The sequence below is a fragment of the Escherichia sp. MOD1-EC5990 genome, from assembly GCF_002965285.1.
GTDB lineage: Bacteria > Pseudomonadota > Gammaproteobacteria > Enterobacterales > Enterobacteriaceae > Escherichia > Escherichia coli_F.
In genome coordinates, this window is sequence record NZ_PTRV01000011.1 from 24,733 (window position 1) to 42,177 (window position 17,445).

At 50.9% G+C, this 17,445-nt stretch carries 16 protein-coding genes; 6 read left to right on the forward strand and 10 right to left on the reverse strand.

Annotation, left to right across the window (positions count from 1 at the left end):
• Positions 1 to 192 precede the first annotated feature (192 nt).
• Positions 193 to 1,074 carry a DNA-binding transcriptional regulator YeiE gene (yieE, locus tag BEB42_RS14460; protein ID WP_000548286.1) on the reverse strand — a complete coding sequence of 294 codons (882 nt, stop codon included), beginning with the start codon at positions 1,072 to 1,074 and terminating at the stop codon, positions 193 to 195.
• Positions 1,075 to 1,172: 98 nt separating this feature from the next.
• Between yieE and BEB42_RS14465 the strand changes: the two genes are divergently transcribed.
• The 3 genes from BEB42_RS14465 (at position 1,173) to BEB42_RS14475 (ending at position 4,244) form a co-directional block, all read left to right on the forward strand.
• On the forward strand, positions 1,173 to 2,222 hold the full coding sequence (locus BEB42_RS14465; RefSeq protein WP_000182053.1) for a YeiH family protein: 1,050 nt from the start codon (positions 1,173 to 1,175) through the stop codon (positions 2,220 to 2,222).
• Positions 2,223 to 2,295: 73 nt separating this feature from the next.
• On the forward strand, positions 2,296 to 3,153 hold the full coding sequence (nfo, locus tag BEB42_RS14470) for a deoxyribonuclease IV (RefSeq protein WP_000873880.1): 858 nt from the start codon (positions 2,296 to 2,298) through the stop codon (positions 3,151 to 3,153).
• Between the two features lie 2 nt (positions 3,154 to 3,155).
• Complete coding sequence (locus BEB42_RS14475; protein ID WP_001064991.1) at positions 3,156 to 4,244, forward strand: sugar kinase; 1,089 nt, start codon at positions 3,156 to 3,158, stop codon at positions 4,242 to 4,244.
• A 55-nt stretch (positions 4,245 to 4,299) separates the two neighbouring features.
• Here the strand turns inward: BEB42_RS14475 and BEB42_RS14480 are convergent, their stop codons facing one another.
• Together BEB42_RS14480 and rihB are read right to left on the reverse strand one after the other, a co-directional pair.
• Complete coding sequence (locus BEB42_RS14480; RefSeq protein WP_000382948.1) at positions 4,300 to 5,550, reverse strand: NupC/NupG family nucleoside CNT transporter; 1,251 nt, start codon at positions 5,548 to 5,550, stop codon at positions 4,300 to 4,302.
• Between the two features lie 99 nt (positions 5,551 to 5,649).
• Entirely contained in the window at positions 5,650 to 6,591 is a 942-nt protein-coding gene (rihB, locus tag BEB42_RS14485) for a ribosylpyrimidine nucleosidase (protein WP_000415439.1), read from the reverse strand.
• Between the two features lie 129 nt (positions 6,592 to 6,720).
• On the opposite strand from rihB, the gene BEB42_RS14490 reads away from it, so the two are divergent.
• A complete protein-coding gene (locus tag BEB42_RS14490; RefSeq protein ID WP_000658613.1) occupies positions 6,721 to 7,419 on the forward strand; it encodes a transcriptional regulator YeiL in 699 nt (232 codons plus the stop codon).
• Between the two features lie 68 nt (positions 7,420 to 7,487).
• On the opposite strand, the gene BEB42_RS14495 is transcribed toward BEB42_RS14490, so the two are convergent.
• The 6 genes from BEB42_RS14495 to fruB all read right to left on the reverse strand — a co-directional run bounded on the left by BEB42_RS14495 (position 7,488) and on the right by fruB (position 14,898).
• Complete coding sequence (locus tag BEB42_RS14495) at positions 7,488 to 8,738, reverse strand: NupC/NupG family nucleoside CNT transporter (RefSeq protein WP_000353869.1); 1,251 nt, start codon at positions 8,736 to 8,738, stop codon at positions 7,488 to 7,490.
• 93 nt (positions 8,739 to 8,831) lie between these two features.
• Positions 8,832 to 9,770, reverse strand: coding sequence for a pseudouridine-5'-phosphate glycosidase (gene psuG, locus BEB42_RS14500; protein WP_001292440.1), 939 nt, complete (start codon positions 9,768 to 9,770; stop codon positions 8,832 to 8,834).
• On the reverse strand, positions 9,758 to 10,699 hold the full coding sequence (locus BEB42_RS14505) for a pseudouridine kinase (RefSeq protein ID WP_001208127.1): 942 nt from the start codon (positions 10,697 to 10,699) through the stop codon (positions 9,758 to 9,760). The genes psuG and BEB42_RS14505 overlap by 13 nt, the downstream gene beginning before the upstream one ends.
• Before the next feature lie 422 nt (positions 10,700 to 11,121).
• Entirely contained in the window at positions 11,122 to 12,813 is a 1,692-nt protein-coding gene (fruA, locus tag BEB42_RS14510) for a PTS fructose transporter subunit IIBC (protein WP_000854458.1), read from the reverse strand.
• A gap of 16 nt (positions 12,814 to 12,829) precedes the next feature.
• Positions 12,830 to 13,768 (reverse strand): 1-phosphofructokinase, encoded by a 939-nt coding sequence (gene fruK / locus BEB42_RS14515; protein WP_000091263.1) that lies wholly within the window; start codon positions 13,766 to 13,768, stop codon positions 12,830 to 12,832.
• Positions 13,768 to 14,898 (reverse strand): fused PTS fructose transporter subunit IIA/HPr protein, encoded by a 1,131-nt coding sequence (fruB, locus tag BEB42_RS14520; RefSeq protein ID WP_000487253.1) that lies wholly within the window; start codon positions 14,896 to 14,898, stop codon positions 13,768 to 13,770. Before fruB ends, fruK begins: the two co-directional genes overlap by 1 nt.
• Positions 14,899 to 15,265: 367 nt before the next feature.
• On the opposite strand from fruB, the gene setB reads away from it, so the two are divergent.
• Entirely contained in the window at positions 15,266 to 16,447 is a 1,182-nt protein-coding gene (gene setB / locus BEB42_RS14525; RefSeq protein ID WP_000551971.1) for a sugar efflux transporter SetB, read from the forward strand.
• On the opposite strand, the gene BEB42_RS14530 is transcribed toward setB, so the two are convergent.
• Positions 16,444 to 16,698 (reverse strand): YkgJ family cysteine cluster protein, encoded by a 255-nt coding sequence (locus BEB42_RS14530; RefSeq protein WP_001353092.1) that lies wholly within the window; start codon positions 16,696 to 16,698, stop codon positions 16,444 to 16,446. The genes setB and BEB42_RS14530 overlap by 4 nt on opposite strands.
• A gap of 154 nt (positions 16,699 to 16,852) precedes the next feature.
• On the opposite strand from BEB42_RS14530, the gene yeiP reads away from it, so the two are divergent.
• On the forward strand, positions 16,853 to 17,425 hold the full coding sequence (gene yeiP, locus BEB42_RS14535) for an elongation factor P-like protein YeiP (protein ID WP_001136827.1): 573 nt from the start codon (positions 16,853 to 16,855) through the stop codon (positions 17,423 to 17,425).
• Positions 17,426 to 17,445 lie beyond the last annotated feature (20 nt).

The following is a 17,445-nucleotide window of genomic DNA, read 5'->3' on the forward strand; positions in this document are numbered from 1 at the left end:
TCCATCTTAAAAATGAGGCGCGATTGTAGCAGACGATTGGCAATCCTTCCGGCAGAAATACACGGTTATAAGACACCTTCATGATCGCCCCGGGATTATAAGTAAAGCAGCCAATCTCTTTTCTGGCGAATGCATGCTGCGGGCGCTGCGTCACGAAATCGACACAGCACCAGCATGTTCTTGTACAGCAACTTAACGCGGTACATTCGCGGGATCGCAATAGTCCAGAAAGCGCCGTAGCGCGTTGGAAAGGTGTTTTTGCCGATGATGTATACGCCACAACGTACGCATCAGGCGCGGCAGAGGGACCGCAACTTCACTTAATGTGCCTGCCTGCAATTGATCTTCAATGACCCGTCGCGACAGGCAACTAATTCCCAATCCATGACGCACCGCATGTTTGATTGCCTCGGAGTTACCTAACTCCATCGCCATCTCAAACTTCGGTAAATGTGACAGCAACAGATAATCGACAATCTCCCGCGTGCCGGAACCGCGTTCACGCAGGATCCACGGCGCAGCGGCCAGCTGCTCTAAGGTGACCGGACCACGAGCCAACGGCGAAGTCGGCGCGGCGAAAACCACCAGCTCGTCTTCCAGCCACGGTTCAGAGATGATTTCAGTGCTGTGGCACGGTCCTTCAATAAAGCCAATATCAACGCGGAAATCCAGCACCGCTTGCATCACGTCCTGGCTGTTCCCAACGCTAAGTTCAATCGGCAACTGCGGATAATCATGGCGATAACGGGCAATGACTGCAGGCAGAATGTAGTTACCGATAGTACTACTGGCATAGATACGAATCGCGCCGTTGTCTTCGCGAAACAGTTGTTCGATTTCAATCGCCTGTTCAAGCAGTGCCAACGCACGCGGATAGAGCAGCCGCCCGTGTTCATTAACAACCAGTCTTTTCCCCACGCGATCAAACAGTTGCACGCCAAGCTGCCCTTCCAGGTCAGTCAAGGCTGCGCTCACTGCTGATTGCGACAACGCCAGCATCACCGACGCCTGGGTGGTTGATCCACTTTTCAATACTTCTGCAAAAACTTCCAACTGCCGGAGGGTGATGTGCATAGTCGCTTACCACTTATAAAGATTGATTATAAATATATAATCAATTTTATTTTTAAACCAGTTAGTCGTAACCTTATGCCCGGTTAAAGGAGAGGGTTATGACGAATATCACCTTACAGAAACAACATCGTACACTGTGGCATTTTATTCCGGGGTTAGCCCTGAGTGCAGTTATCACCGGGGTCGCCCTGTGGGGTGGTTCCATTCCCGCGGTTGCGGGTGCCGGGTTTAGTGCCCTCACCCTCGCAATCTTGTTGGGGATGGTTTTAGGCAACACCATCTATCCGCACATCTGGAAAAGCTGTGACGGTGGCGTGCTGTTTGCCAAGCAATATTTATTACGTCTGGGTATCATTCTTTATGGCTTCCGTCTGACGTTCTCGCAAATTGCCGATGTCGGTATCAGTGGGATCATCATTGACGTGTTGACGCTGTCCAGTACCTTCCTGCTGGCTTGCTTCCTGGGGCAGAAAGTGTTTGGTCTGGATAAGCACACCAGCTGGTTGATCGGTGCCGGTAGCAGTATCTGTGGTGCTGCCGCGGTACTGGCGACTGAGCCGGTAGTGAAAGCGGAAGCCAGTAAAGTAACCGTGGCTGTTGCAACCGTTGTTATCTTCGGGACCGTCGCGATTTTCCTCTACCCGGCGATATATCCGCTGATGTCTCAATGGTTTAGTCCGGAAACTTTCGGTATCTACATTGGTTCTACTGTGCACGAAGTGGCGCAGGTGGTGGCGGCAGGTCATGCCATCAGCCCGGATGCAGAAAACGCAGCAGTTATTTCCAAAATGCTGCGCGTGATGATGCTGGCTCCGTTCCTCATCCTGCTGGCGGCGCGTGTTAAACAGCTGTCTGGGGCGAACAGCGGCGAGAAAAGCAAAATCACTATTCCGTGGTTTGCCATCTTGTTCATCGTAGTTGCCATCTTTAACTCGTTCCACCTGTTACCGCAGAGCGTAGTGAATATGCTGGTAACGCTGGATACCTTCCTGCTGGCAATGGCGATGGCGGCGCTGGGTCTGACCACTCACGTCAGCGCGCTGAAAAAAGCCGGGGCGAAACCTCTGCTGATGGCTCTGGTACTGTTTGCCTGGCTGATTGTTGGTGGTGGTGCGATTAACTATGTGATTCAAAGCGTCATCGCATAAACCACTACATCTTGCTCCTGTTAACCCGCTATCATTACCGTTTTCCTCCAGCGGGTTTAACAGGAGTCCTCGCATGAAATACATTGGAGCGCACGTTAGTGCTGCTGGCGGTCTGGCAAATGCCGCAATTCGCGCCGCCGAAATCGACGCAACCGCGTTTGCCTTGTTCACCAAAAACCAACGTCAGTGGCGTGCCGCACCGCTCACGACGCAAACCATCGATGAATTCAAAGCCGCCTGTGAAAAATATCACTACACATCGGCGCAAATTCTTCCCCACGACAGTTATCTGATTAACCTCGGACATCCGGTCGCTGAAGCTCTGGAAAAATCGCGCGATGCGTTTATAGATGAAATGCAGCGTTGCGAACAGCTGGGGCTTTCTTTGCTCAACTTCCACCCTGGCAGCCATCTGATGCAGATTTCAGAAGAGGATTGCCTTGCGCGTATTGCCGAATCCATCAACATTGCGCTGGATAAAACTCAAGGTGTGACAGCGGTGATTGAAAACACCGCCGGTCAGGGCAGCAATTTAGGGTTTAAATTCGAACATCTCGCGGCGATTATCGACGGCGTGGAAGATAAATCCCGCGTCGGCGTCTGCATTGATACCTGCCATGCTTTTGCTGCCGGGTATGATTTGCGTACTCCTGCCGAATGCGAGAAAACGTTCGCGGATTTTGCCCGTATTGTCGGCTTTAAGTATCTGCGCGGGATGCACCTTAACGATGCGAAAAGCACCTTTGGCAGCCGCGTTGACCGCCATCATAGCCTCGGTGAAGGCAATATCGGTCATGATGCGTTCCGCTGGATCATGCAGGACGACCGTTTCGACGGCATTCCGCTGATCCTTGAAACCATCAACCCGGATATCTGGGCAGAAGAGATCGCCTGGCTGAAAGCGCAACAAACTGAAAAAGCGGTAGCCTGAAGATGAATAACCGGGAGAAGGAGATCCTTGCAATATTAAGGCGTAACCCGCTGATTCAGCAGAACGAAATTGCGGATATGCTGCAAATCAGCCGTTCGCGTGTTGCAGCGCATATTATGGATTTAATGCGCAAAGGTCGGATTAAAGGCAAAGGTTACATTCTCACCGAGCAGGAATACTGCGTAGTGGTGGGGACAATCAATATGGATATTCGCGGGATGGCGGATATCCGTTACCCGCAAGCGGCTTCTCATCCCGGTACAATTCATTGCTCGGCAGGCGGCGTTGGACGCAATATCGCCCACAATCTGGCGCTGTTAGGCCGCGACGTCCATTTGCTTTCAGTGATTGGCGATGACTTTTATGGCGAAATGCTCCTGGAAGAAACGCGCCGCGCCGGCGTGAATGTCTCCGGCTGCGTTCGTTTACATGGTCAAAGCACATCGACGTATCTGGCAATTGCCAATCGAGACGATCAAACCGTGCTGGCGATTAACGATACCCATCTGCTGGATCAGTTGACACCGCAACTACTGAACGGGTCGCGCGATTTACTTCGTCATGCGGGCGTGGTACTGGCTGATTGCAACCTGACAGCCGAGGCGCTGGAGTGGGTCTTTACCCTCGCTGATGAAATCCCGGTGTTTGTCGATACCGTTTCAGAATTCAAAGCGGGCAAAATCAAACACTGGCTGGCGCATATTCACACTCTGAAACCCACTTTGCCGGAGCTGGAAATTTTATGGGGCCAGCCGATAACCCGCGATGCTGATCGTAATGCCGCAGTGAATGCGTTGCATCAGCAAGGCGTTCAGCAACTGTTTGTTTATTTGCCCGATGAGTCTGTTTATTGCAGCCAAAAGGATGGCGAACAATTTTTGCTGACTGCGCCAGCGCATACGACGGTAGACAGTTTTGGTGCTGACGATGGTTTTATGGCGGGCCTGGTGTATAGCTTTCTGGAAGGAAGCAGTTTCCGTGATAGTGCCCGTTTTGCGATGGCCTGCGCGGCAATTTCACGCGCCAGCGGCAGCTTAAACAACCCTACCCTGTCTGCCGATAACGCGCTTTCATTAGTGCCGATGGTGTAACAATCTTGCCGGATTCGACGCTTGACCGCGTCTTATCCGGCTCATAACTCGCGCACTACGCTAAGCCAATAAAGAATCCTGCAATGGTGGCACTCATCAGGTTAGAAAGTGTCGCCGCCGCCAGCGCGCGTAAACCAAGCTGGGCGATTTCCGGCGCACGGTGTGGCGCAACCGCAGAAAATGCGCCAACCACCACCCCGATAGAACCAAAGTTAGCGAATCCGCACAACGCGAAGGAAATAATCGCCACGGTTTTAGCATCCAGAGTGCCAGCTGTTTGCAGATAAGGTGAGAAATTGAGGTAAGCGACAAATTCATTAATCGCCAGTTTCTGTCCAATCAAACTCCCGGCAAGATTCGCATCACTCCAGTCAACCCCCATCACCCACGCCAGCGGGGCCAGCAGGTAACCTAAAATGGACTCCAGCGAGGCATGTTCAAAACCAAACCAGCCACCAACGCCGCCGATAACACCGTTGATCAACGCAATGATGGCGACAAATGCCATCACCACTGTCGCCACACCTGCAGCGATTTTCAGCCCGGTCATTGCCCCTGTAGCAGCGGCTTCAATAATGCTTTTTGGCGGTGTTTCGGTGAAAGAGAGGTTATTAAAGGAAACCTGCGAAGATTCCGTAGCCGGACTTAACATGCGGGCAAACAAGATCCCGCCAGGGATAGCCATTAACGATGCCGCCAGCAGATATTCCACAGGCACGCCCAGTGCGGCGTAACCAATCATTGTCGAACCAGCAATCGAGGCCATCCCGCTACAAATCGCTGTAAATAATTCATTGCGATTCAGACGATCGATAAAGGGTTTGACGATTGCCGGAATTTCGTTTTGCCCGAGGAAAATGGTAGTGACCGCGACGAATGACTCGATCTTGCTGATATTTAACGCTTTCTGGAATATACCGCCGAGAATGCGAATTAAGATCCCCATCACACCGATGTAGTAGAGAATACTCACCAGTGCTGTAACGAAGATAATTGCCGGTAATACCCTGAAACCAAAGATAAATCCTGCGCCATCAAATAAGGTGTCCATTTTCGGTCCAACCAGAGAACCGAAGATAAATGCGCTACCTGCGTCGCTGTACGCCATCACTTTATGCACGCCAAAAGCGACTTTTTCTGCGACCCAACGCCCTGGCGGTAACCAAAGCATAATGCCGCCAATCACGACCTGTAACACTAACGCCGCGCCAACGGTACGCAGGCTGATCTTCTTCTTGTTTACTGACAGCAAAAACGCAATTGCCAGCAGTACCACCATTCCCAGAACACTTCTCATGACATCCATAGTTATTATCTCTTCATGTCATTTTGGGCGACGGCTTTCTGCCCATCAGAAATAGCCAGGCTTGCATCTTGCGATACTGTCCCGGCTTGTTATCAACACTTAATGGGTTTTGATGTAGCCGCGCACGCACTCTTCGACTAATCCCCAGAACCAGTCGGTATCAATAGTGATGCCGACTTTGGTATTGGCGGGCTTGCCAAGAACGCCCAGCTCGTCGCAGACGGTACGCCCGTAACAAGGGCCACTGTTGACGTCCACTTCGACGTACATCTCCTGGGTTTTAATGCCATCGGGGTTAATCAGATAACCGATACAGGTGGCGTCATGCACCGGGCCGCCAGCTAGGCCGTAGTTTTCGAACTGAGTTTTGAGAGTGAAGTTCATGATGTCGCTGAACAGCTCTCCGGCAGGGCCGCCTGCCCTTTCCATTCGTGCAATCACGTCCGGGGTGCAAACGGTCTGGTTGGTGAGATCGAGGCCCATCATTACTAATGGAACGCCGGAGGTGAACACCACACGTGCCGCTTCCGGGTCAGCAAAGATGTTGAACTCGGCAGATGGGGTGAAGTTGCCAGTACCGTAAGCGCCGCCCATCAGTACAATTTCACGGATTTTCGGCAGGATTGCGGGCTGCATACGCATTGCCACCGCGATATTTGAAAGCGGACCAACCGGCACCAGAGTGATATCGCCATCGCTTGCCATCAGGGTATCGATGATATATTTCACCGCATGGGTACTTTCTGCCTGGCGGGTCAGCGGCTCGAATACCGGGCCATCAAGTCCGGTTTCACCGTGAATATTATCGGCAACGATTTGTTGACGCATAATGGGTTGCGGCATCCCCGCATAAACCGGAACATTAATCTCCAGTTTCTGGCAAACATTCAGGCCATTAATTAATGTTTTATCGAGGGTTTGATTCCCCGCCACAATAGTGATACCTAATAAATCAATCACCGGATGTTTCGCGGCCATCATTATGGCAATAGCATCATCATGACCCGGATCACAATCCAGAATAATTTTTCTCTTTTCCATTGTTTATTTCCTCTGTTTCCAGTTGCGTTATTTTTTCTACAGCAAAGAAAATTCGACCGGGCCGATGATTGAATCTTAACAACAGCGTACGTATGCTAAATATGAGAAATCTCATAGCGGATAAACATCGTGAAAGAAATCCACAATAATGATCTTAAGCAGCAATTGATGAGTGAGTCCGCGTATAAGGATTGCTTTTCAACGGATGTTTCAGCCGATACACGGCTGTTTCATTTTTTAGCGCGTGACTACATTGTGCAGGAAGGGCAACAGCCGTCATGGCTGTTTTACCTGACGCGAGGCCGCGCCAGGCTTTACGCCACGCTTGCTAATGGTCGCGTGTCGCTGATTGATTTCTTTGCTGCACCCTGTTTTATTGGCGAGATTGAGTTAATCGATAAAGATCATGAACCACGAGCGGTACAGGCGATTGAAGAGTGTTGGTGCCTTGCGCTCCCTATGAAACATTACCGCCCGCTGTTATTAAACGATACGCTATTTTTACGAAAACTCTGCGTCACCTTAAGTCATAAAAATTATCGTAATATTGTTTCTTTAACTCAGAATCAATCATTTCCGTTAATGAATCGCCTGGCAGCTTTTATATTACTCTCGCAGGAAGGTGATCTTTATCAAGAAAAGCATACGCAAGCGGCAGAGTATTTGGGCGTTTCTTATCGACATCTTTTATATGTTCTCGCGCAATTCATTCATGACGGTTTATTAATTAAAAGCAAGAAAGGGTATCTGATTAAAAACAGAAAGCAGTTGTTAGGGCTGGCGCTGGAGATGGACCCGGAGAATAAATTCTCCGGGATGATGCAGTAAAAAATAATCTGGAATAGCGCGATTGCCGGATGCAACGCTTAATAAGCGCGTACATCCGGCAATGAAACTCAAGCTAAACCAATAAAGAACCCGGCAATGGTCGCACTCATCAGGTTTGAAAGCGTTGCTGCTGCCAACGCCCGTAACCCAAGCTGAGCGATTTCCGGCGCGCGTTTTGGCGAAATAGCCGAAAACGCCCCAACGACAACACCGATAGAACCAAAGTTAGCAAAACCACAAAGCGCAAAGGAGATAATCGCAATGGTTTTCACTTCCAGCGTGCCGCCCGTTTGCAGGTATGGGGAGAAACTCAGGTAAGCGACGAATTCGTTAATCGCCAGTTTCTGCCCAATCAGGCTACCCGCAAGGTTGGCATCACTCCAGTCCACGCCCATGATCCACGCCAGCGGTGCCAGCACATAGCCAAAAATACTTTCCAGAGAGGCATTGGAAAAACCAAACCAGCCACCAATTCCGCCGATAATGCCGTTGATCAGCGCAATAATTGCCACAAACGCCATTACCACCGTCGCCACACCAGCGGCGATTTTCAACCCGGTCATCGCACCGCTCGCCGCCGCTTCGATAAAGCTTTTTGGCGGCGTTTCGCTGAACGACAGATTTTCAAATGTCACCTGCGAAGGCTCGGTGGCTGGGCTAAGAATACGTGCAAACAAAATACCACCAGGGATCGCCATCAGCGATGCCGCTAACAGGTAGTCAATTGGTACGCCCATTCCGGCATAACCAATCATCATCGAACCGGCAATGGACGCCATCCCGCTACAAATTGCCGTAAATAGCTCGTTGCGATTCATGCGATCGATAAACGGTTTAACGATCGCCGGGATCTCATTTTGCCCGAGGAAAATAGTGGTAACCGCAACAAAAGATTCGATTTTGCTGATGTTGAGGGCTTTCTGAAAAATACTGCCAAGAATGCGGATTAGCAGCCCCATCACGCCAATGTAGTACAGCAGGCTGATGAGCGCTGTGACGAAAATAATTGCCGGAAGTACGCGAAAGGCGAAGATAAAGCCCGCGCCATCAAACAGGACATCCATTTTCGGCCCAACCAGCGAACCAAAAATGAAGGCGCTACCGGCATCACTGTAAGACATCACTTTATGCACGCCTAATGCCGCCTGCTCTACTGCCCATTTTCCCGGTGGGAAGTAGAGCATAATGCCACCAATAGCGATTTGCAGCAGCAATGCAGCCCCGACCGTGCGTATGCTGATACCTTTTTTATTCACTGACAATAAGAATGCAATTGCCAGCAATACCACCATACCCACCAAACTTCTCATTATATCCATAATGATTTTCCTTTCATGCCAGTAAACCCGGCGTTAGCGCCAGGTTTTGGTATGTATGATCAGTACGGGCGACGGCTTTCTGCCCGTCAGAAATTAACCCGCGAGACGCTGGTATTCTTTGGCAATTTCGCTCGCCAGAATGGCGTTGTTGAACACCAGTTGGATGTTGGATTTCAGGCTGTCACCACCGGTCAGTTCAGCAACACGAGCCAGCAGGAACGGTGTACTTTCTTTACCAATAACGCCCTGCTCTTCGGCTTCGGCGACAGCTTGATCTATGGCTGCATTGATAGATTCCTCCGGCATCGCAAACTGCTCCGGGATCGGATTCGCCACTACCAGGCCGCCGTTCAAACCGGTTTGCCATTTCACTGCCATTGCACGAGCGATTTCCGTGGCACTATCAAGGCGAATACTGACTTCAAATGGGCTGGTACGGCAGAAAAACGCAGGCAGCGCTTTTGTCTGATAGCCAATTAACGGTACACCGAAGGTTTCTAAATATTCTGTTGTTAATCCTAAATCGAGAATAGATTTTGCACCGGCACAAACAACGGTGACATTAGTATTTGCCAGTTCCTGTAAATCGGCAGAAATATCGAATGTATGTTCCGCACCGCGATGCACACCACCAATCCCCCCCGTTGCAAATACTTTAATTCCTGCCAGTGCCGCGATAATCATCGTTGAAGCAACGGTGGTCGCGCCATTTTTTCCTGCGGCAACGACAAAAGGTAAATCACGGCGACTGACTTTCGTCACGTTATGTCCTTCACGGCCTAACAATTCAATTTCTTCTTTGCTCAAACCTACTTTCATGACACCACCAATAATGGCGATTGTTGCAGGTACAGCACCGTGCTTACGAATTGTGTCTTCTACTTCAATTGCCGTCTCAGCATTTTGCGGGAATGGCATCCCGTGAGAAATAATTGTCGATTCCAGTGCCACAACCGGTTTTTTGTTTTTTAAAGCGTCCTGCACTTCCGGGGAAATTTGTAATAATTCAGGGGAAATTTTTAATTCAGACATTCTGCGTTCTCCACTAACGATATAACGTTGGCAATCGATAAATCGGGGTTATTGGTGTATTCACAGGAGAGCGCCATTGACGAACATCCCTGTGCGAAACGAACAGATTCGGCAAACGGCATTCCGTCTACCCAACACGAAGCAAGTCCCGCCATCATGGCATCGCCCGCTCCGGTAACATTAATGACATTGGTTTTAATCGGCGCAGACCAACCACTTTCACCGCCGATATCACTGTAATAAACACCATCACCGCCCATGCTCAGCACCAGGCGGTTCAGGCCATGTTGATGGAACCAGGCGGCAACCTTTGCCACATCTTCACGCCCTGACAGCGCAATCCCACTCAGGGTTTCCGCTTCAAGGCGGTTTGGCTTGAGAGTGTGGATCAGATTTAGACGGTCGCGCACTTTGACACATTTCCACGCAGAAACAGGATCGACAAATATGGGTACGTTGGCGGCATTATCCAGAATCCATGCCAGTGCCTCTTCACTGATATTACAGTCCGCGACAATGACCTTTGCCCTCTGAATAAATTCACGGTGCTGTGCGAGATATTCAGCTGTAATAGCGTTGCTAATATTCATGTCATTTATAGCAACCAGCATTTCACCGGTATTATCGAGTAATGATAAATAGCTCGACGTATTTTCTCCCGGCACAATCAGGCATTTATCGACATAAACGCCAGATTGATTGGTTTGCGTTAGCAGCGATTGACCATAAAAATCACTGCCTACGGCGCTCAGTAGCCAGGCTTTATTACCCAGCAACGCCAGGTTTTGTGCAATATTGCGCCCTACCCCACCAGGCGTAAATTTTATTTTACCTGGATTTGAATCCGCATAATTTAATGATTCATGTGAATATCCGGCGACATCAATATTCGCCGAGCCTATAATTACGACATAATCCTTTTCGCGCATAGCACGTCCTCTGGTAAAAAATTACCAACCCTGTCAATCCACAAGAATATAGATACTGCAAAGACGGTTTAAACATGTGTTCATATTTAAACATGTGCTCATAGTATGCATGTTTTACGTAAAGTAAATTGCCGCCAGAGAGGCAAAATGGGCAGATTTGAGCAGGCTCACAAAATGCGATTAAATGCCTGAATTACAAAAGTGAGGAATTTGTGACGGGATGCACAGAACAGGAACACTAAAAAGGGCAGAAAATAATCTGCCCTTGAGGAAATAACCTTAGTGTTTGATGAACATTTCAGGTTTCTACTGAAAGATAAAACCATTTAAATTCATAAAATTACATTCACAAACTGGTCATTCCCTTTGCGCTCATCAAATGTTACAGGGCAGGAAATTTCTGCCCTGTAACACACCTTTTATTACGCTGCTTTCGCTACTGCGTCCACTTCCGGACGTTTCAGGAAGGCATAGGCCAAACCCGCCACCAGCGTACCGGCAATAATTGCTACCAGGTAACCCAGTACCGGCGTAATAGCGCCAGGGATCAGCAGAACAAACAGACCACCGTGCGGTGCCATCAGTTTCGCACCAATCGCCATTGAGATTGCGCCAGTCAGCGCCCCACCAACGATACAACACGGCAGCACACGCATCGGATCACGAGCAGCAAACGGAATTGCACCTTCCGAAATAAAGCACAGACCAAGAACCAGAGCGGCTTTGCCACCTTCCTGCTGCGCTTTGTCGAATTTGCGACGCGCCACCATTGTTGCCAGACCCATTGCCAGCGGTGGCACCATACCTGCCGCCATAATCGCCGCCATCGGGCCATAGGTTTGAGTACTCAGCAGACCCACACCGAATGCGTACGCTGCTTTATTTACCGGACCGCCCATGTCAGTACACATCATGCCACCGAGGATCGCCCCCAGCAGAACCGCATTCGCAGTCCCCATGGTCTGCAGCCAGTGAGTCAACCCTTCGAGAATGCCAGCAACCGGTTTACCGATCAGGTAGATCATCGCCAGACCGACCACCAGACTGGAAATTAGCGGAATGATCAGGATCGGTTTCAGCGCCTCCATACTCTGTGGCAGTTTCAGTTGCGTACTGATTAACTTCGCAATGTAACCAGCCAGGAAGCCCGCAATAATACCCCCAATGAAGCCAGAACCGGTGCTGACCGCCAGCATACCGCCAATCAGACCCGGCGTGAGACCCGGACGATCGGCAATGGAGAAGGCTATGTAACCTGCCAGTACCGGCACCATCAGCGCAAAGGCTGAACCACCACCAATCTGCATCAGCGCCGCTGCCAACGTACCCGGCTCTTTAAACGCTTCGATACCAAAAGCAAAAGAAAGCGCGATACACAGACCACCTGCAACGACCATCGGCAGCATGTAAGAGACGCCCGTCAGCAAGTGACGGTAAGCGCCTGCACCCTCTTTCTTACCTTCAGTGGTCGCTGTTTGAGCTTTGCCCGCCGGTTCATACGGCGTTGCTTCAGCAACCGCTTTATCCAGTTCCTGCGCGGTTTTCTTCAGCGCCAGACCGGTAGAGGTGCGATACATCGGTTTACCAGCAAATTTCGCCAGATCCACTTCGATATCTGCCGCCACAATCACCAGATCCGCTGCGGCTACTTCTTCAGGGGTGATCGCATTACCCGCGCCAACAGAACCACGGGTTTCAACTTTCACCCACCAGCCACGTTTTTTCGCTTCGGTTTCAATGGCTTCAGCCGCCATAAATGTGTGTGCTACGCCAGTCGGGCAAGCTGTCACCGCAACTACGCGTTTCGGACCGCTGGTGGCAACTGGTGCTGTCGCAGCGACCGGTGCAGTGTAAGGTTTCGCATGGCCTTTGGCTTCACTCAGGAACAGCTCAGGGTGCGCAACTGCCCGGGAAATATCGCCCAGCCAGACATTTTTACCGTTCAGCGCGCTGTCGTTCGGGATGGAATCACCGAGAACAATCGCCATTTCAGCGTCGTTCGGATTGTCGATGATTTCCAGTTTTGCTTTTCGCGCCGCCGCGCCCAGCAGGGTCTTCGCCATATAGGCGCGTGCCTGACCGAGATTAGCGTCAATAATCAGCAGCGTTTTCATTATGCCTCTCCTGCTGTCAGTTAAAAGGTTGTAAGTCGACGCGCGCCATCATTGCGGCCAACTGCGGACGATCGGTAATACCCACATTGCTTTGACTTACCGCCAGGGCTGCAACAGCTGTCGCCAGACGCAGTGTGTGTTCACTGGATTCACGCATCAGCAAGCCATAAATCAGGCCACCAACCATAGAATCCCCTGCGCCAACGGTGCTTACGACATCGACTGACGGTGGTTTGGCGATCCATTCGCCGGAGGCATTAACCCAAAGCGCGCCTTCGGCACCCAGTGAAATAACGACATGCGCGATACCTTGTTCACGCAGCGCATGCGCAGCTTCAATCACATCTTTCATTTCAGGCAGTTTACGGCCCGCCCAGATTTCCAGCTCGCGGCGGTTAGGTTTCACCAGCCACGGTGCCGCTTTCAAACCTGCCACTAACGCTTCACGGCTACTATCAAAGATAATGCAAGGACACTGACTACGCAGGCGAGTCATCCAGTCGGTGAACGCTTCCGGGCTGACGCCTGACGGTAAGCTTCCGCTGACACAGACCATATCGAACTGACCGAGCCAGCTCAGAGAATCAGTCACAAAGCGTTCCCAGTCGGCGGGGGTAACTTCAAAACCCGAGAAGTTGAAGTCGGTCACTTCGCCGTCTTTTTCCGTCAGCTTAACGTTAATTCGGGTGCGCCCCTGTACAACCTGGAAACGGTTGGCAATGCCCAGCTCGCTGAACAGTTGCTGAAAACCATCCTGATTGTCTTTACCGAGGAAGCCGCCAACGGTGACATCAATCCCCAGGTCTTTTAATACTTTGGCCACGTTGATGCCTTTACCCGCCGCATGCAGACCGGTGGTTTTCACCAGGTTCACTTCGCCGCGTTCAATTTCCGGGCAGAAACCAACAAGGTCATAAGCCGGATTAAGGGTGATAGTAGCAACACGTCTGCTCATTATGCGCCCTCCCCAAGACCAGCAGCGATAGCGTCGCCAATGGCTTTCAGCGCCTGCTCAGCATCTGCACCCTGGGCGGTAAAGCGTAGGCGATGACCTTTCTTAACGCCAAGTGCCACAACTTTCATCAGACTACGTCCGTTTGCCGGTTTGCCGGTGCCATCAAGGTTTGTCACGGTAATATCACTGTTAAATTGTTTAATAGTATTGACCAGCATGGTACCTGGACGAGCATGCAGGCCGTGTTCATTGCGCACCACAAACTCCGCGCTTAACACGTCGTCGGTCGGCGCATCATCGCTGGTCAGCAGCGCCAGCAACGTTGCCGCATCCGCTTTCAGCAAACGGTCAGCTTTATTGTCGAGCAACAAATCAGCGAGACGCTTAAGAACCGCGACGGGCTGATCGTCATTCATCGCCACACTCACCAGCATGGCTGCCGTTTCGCCGTCCACATCAAAAGCATTTGCCGCACGGCTTACCGCAATCGCGCTACGCAAATTGCCTTCAGCGCTATCGCTCAGCCAGATGCCCTGTCCGAGGTTCAGCGGTTGTTCATTGATGGCTTTAGTGACGAAGGTGGCGTCAACTGCCCCTGCTTCTTTCAGACGCGCAGCGTTAAGCGCCTGAAGCGTCAGCAGATCGCTGGCGACAATATCCAGCGTCAGCATTTCGTTATCGAGCTTCAGCTGCTCACTCTGCTTTTCGCCCATCAGCAATGCGCGAAGTTCTTCTGCTGTCGTTGCTGACTTCAGCTGTTCAGCAACGGAATCATCGCTCAGTACGTGGGTCAGCTGGCGTAACAGACCCAGATGTTCATCCGAGCTGGCAGCAATACCGATCGCCACGTACGCTACCTGGCCGTCACCCCAGGTGACACCTTCCGGGAACTGAAATACCTGAACGCCGGTTTTCAGCACCTGATCGCGGGTGTCGGTAGTGCCGTGTGGAATAGCAATACCATTGCCGAGGAACGTAGAGGTTTGCTGTTCGCGCGCCAGCATGCCATTGACGTAGCCTTCAGCTACATTACCGGCCTGCACCAGCGCCGCAGCGACCTGGCGAATCGCCTCTTCTTTGTCTCCGGCCTTTTCGCCCGGATGGATGTCCTGTACGGATAACTGGAACATAGTTCTCCTCTCTTGCTGAATTGAAACGATTCAGCTTCTATGAGAAAAAAAGCGCCAACCTGGCTTAGGGTTAAAGACAAGATCGCGCTGAAACGTTTCAAGAAAGCATAATACTTCTGTTTCAGCACGCAAGGAAAGCCGTAAAGTTATGAACAAAAGTTTGATGTGCTGCACAATTTTTTGTCATTTTTCCGAATTGCTGATGGGAAAATCCGTGGTCAGTAATTTCAATTCAGCAGCGTCAGCAGACAATCAGCAAGAGTGAAATGGCATTTTGATTATTCGTGGCGCTTTTGATTTTGCTGTCTGTTTATTTACTGACAAGCAGCGTAAACTCCGCGTCTTCATCTTCCAGTGATCGACCAGCATGCATAACTCCCCCGCAGTCTCCAGCGCGAAATCGTTTGACCTGACCTCGACGGCGTTTTTAATCGTTGCCTTTCTCACCGGTATTGCGGGCGCTCTGCAAACCCCGACACTCAGTATTTTCCTTACCGATGAAGTACATGCCCGTCCGGCGATGGTGGGATTCTTCTTTACCGGCAGCGCTGTCATTGGGATTCTGGTCAGTCAGTTTCTCGCCGGGCGCTCTGATAAGCGCGGCGATCGCAAATCGCTGATTGTCTTTTGCTGCCTGTTAGGCGTGCTGGCCTGCACCCTTTTTGCCTGGAATCGCAACTACTTTGTTTTGCTATTCGTTGGCGTCTTTCTTAGCAGCTTTGGCTCGACCGCTAACCCGCAAATGTTTGCCCTTGCACGTGAACATGCCGACAAAACCGGACGTGAGGCGGTGATGTTCAGCTCTTTTTTACGCGCTCAGGTTTCACTGGCATGGGTCATTGGCCCGCCACTGGCTTATGCCTTAGCGATGGGTTTCAGCTTTACGGTAATGTATCTGAGCGCAGCGGTAGCGTTTATTGTTTGCGGCGTGATGGTGTGGCTGTTTTTACCGTCGATGCAAAAAGAGCTTCCGCTGGCGACCGGCACGGTTGAAGCGCTGCGCCGTAACCGTCGCGATACGCTGCTGCTGTTTGTCATTTGTACATTGATGTGGGGCTCGAACAGCCTGTACATCATCAACATGCCGCTATTTATTATCAACGAACTGCATCTTCCCGAGAAACTGGCAGGCGTGATGATGGGGACCGCCGCCGGGCTGGAAATCCCGACCATGTTGATTGCCGGATATTTCGCCAAACGTCTGGGTAAGCGTTTCTTAATGCGCGTTGCTGCCGTGGGTGGCGTCTGTTTTTACGCAGGAATGCTGATGGCGCATTCACCTGTCATTCTGTTGGGCTTGCAGCTGCTAAATGCTATTTTTATTGGCATTCTGGGCGGCATCGGGATGCTCTATTTTCAGGATTTGATGCCCGGTCAGGCAGGTTCAGCCACCACGCTCTATACCAACACGTCGCGCGTGGGCTGGATCATCGCAGGATCTGTGGCGGGCATCGTCGCCGAGATCTGGAATTATCACGCTGTGTTCTGGTTTGCGATGGTGATGATTATCGCCACTCTGTTTTGCTTACTGCGGATTAAAGATGTTTAAGGCGCGGTCAGCATTTCCAGCTCGATAAGCCAGGTCATTGCCTGCTGACGCGAGTTACCGCACATTTCAGCGCTGGCTTGTAAGCCTGCACAGACTTTCGGCCGCAGTGGCGAGGTGAAAATTTTACAGCGCTGATACTCATCAAGCTGAATGCAGGGCGTATTGGCGGGCTTGCCATCTGGCATACCGGGAATAGGGCTGGAAATTGAAGGGGCAGTGCAACACGCCCCGCAACCCGGACGGCATTCCATACGTTGTTCTCTTAAGGTTTACCACCGGATTGATGAGCGCGCACAGTACCACCTTTTTTGCACCAGCAAAAGTGCGAATACCACTTGCCCGAAAGGCCCGTCGCGAGTACTTTGTCGCGATATTTTTGACATTTTCGACTACAGGAATTTTTCGATGCCAAGAGCGAACGAAATTAAAAAAGGTATGGTACTGAATTACAACGGCAAACTGCTGCTGGTTAAGGACATTGATATTCAGTCGCCCACTGCCCGCGGTGCCGCTACGCTGTACAAAATGCGTTTTTCTGATGTCCGTACCGGGCTGAAAGTAGAAGAGCGTTTCAAAGGTGATGATATCGTTGACACCGTGACGCTGACCCGCCGTTACGTTGACTTCTCCTATGTCGATGGTAACGAATATGTCTTTATGGATAAAGAAGACTATACCCCGTATACCTTCACCAAAGATCAGATTGAAGAAGAGTTGCTGTTTATGCCTGAGGGCGGCATGCCGGACATGCAGGTGCTGACCTGGGACGGTCAACTGCTGGCGCTTGAGCTGCCGCAGACCGTTGATCTGGAAATCGTTGAAACCGCACCAGGCATCAAAGGGGCATCTGCCAGCGCCCGTAACAAACCGGCGACATTGAGCACTGGTCTGGTGATTCAGGTACCAGAATACTTAAGCCCGGGCGAAAAAATTCGTATCCATATCGAAGAACGCCGTTATATGGGGCGTGCTGACTAACTTCAGCCGCATGCAGAAAA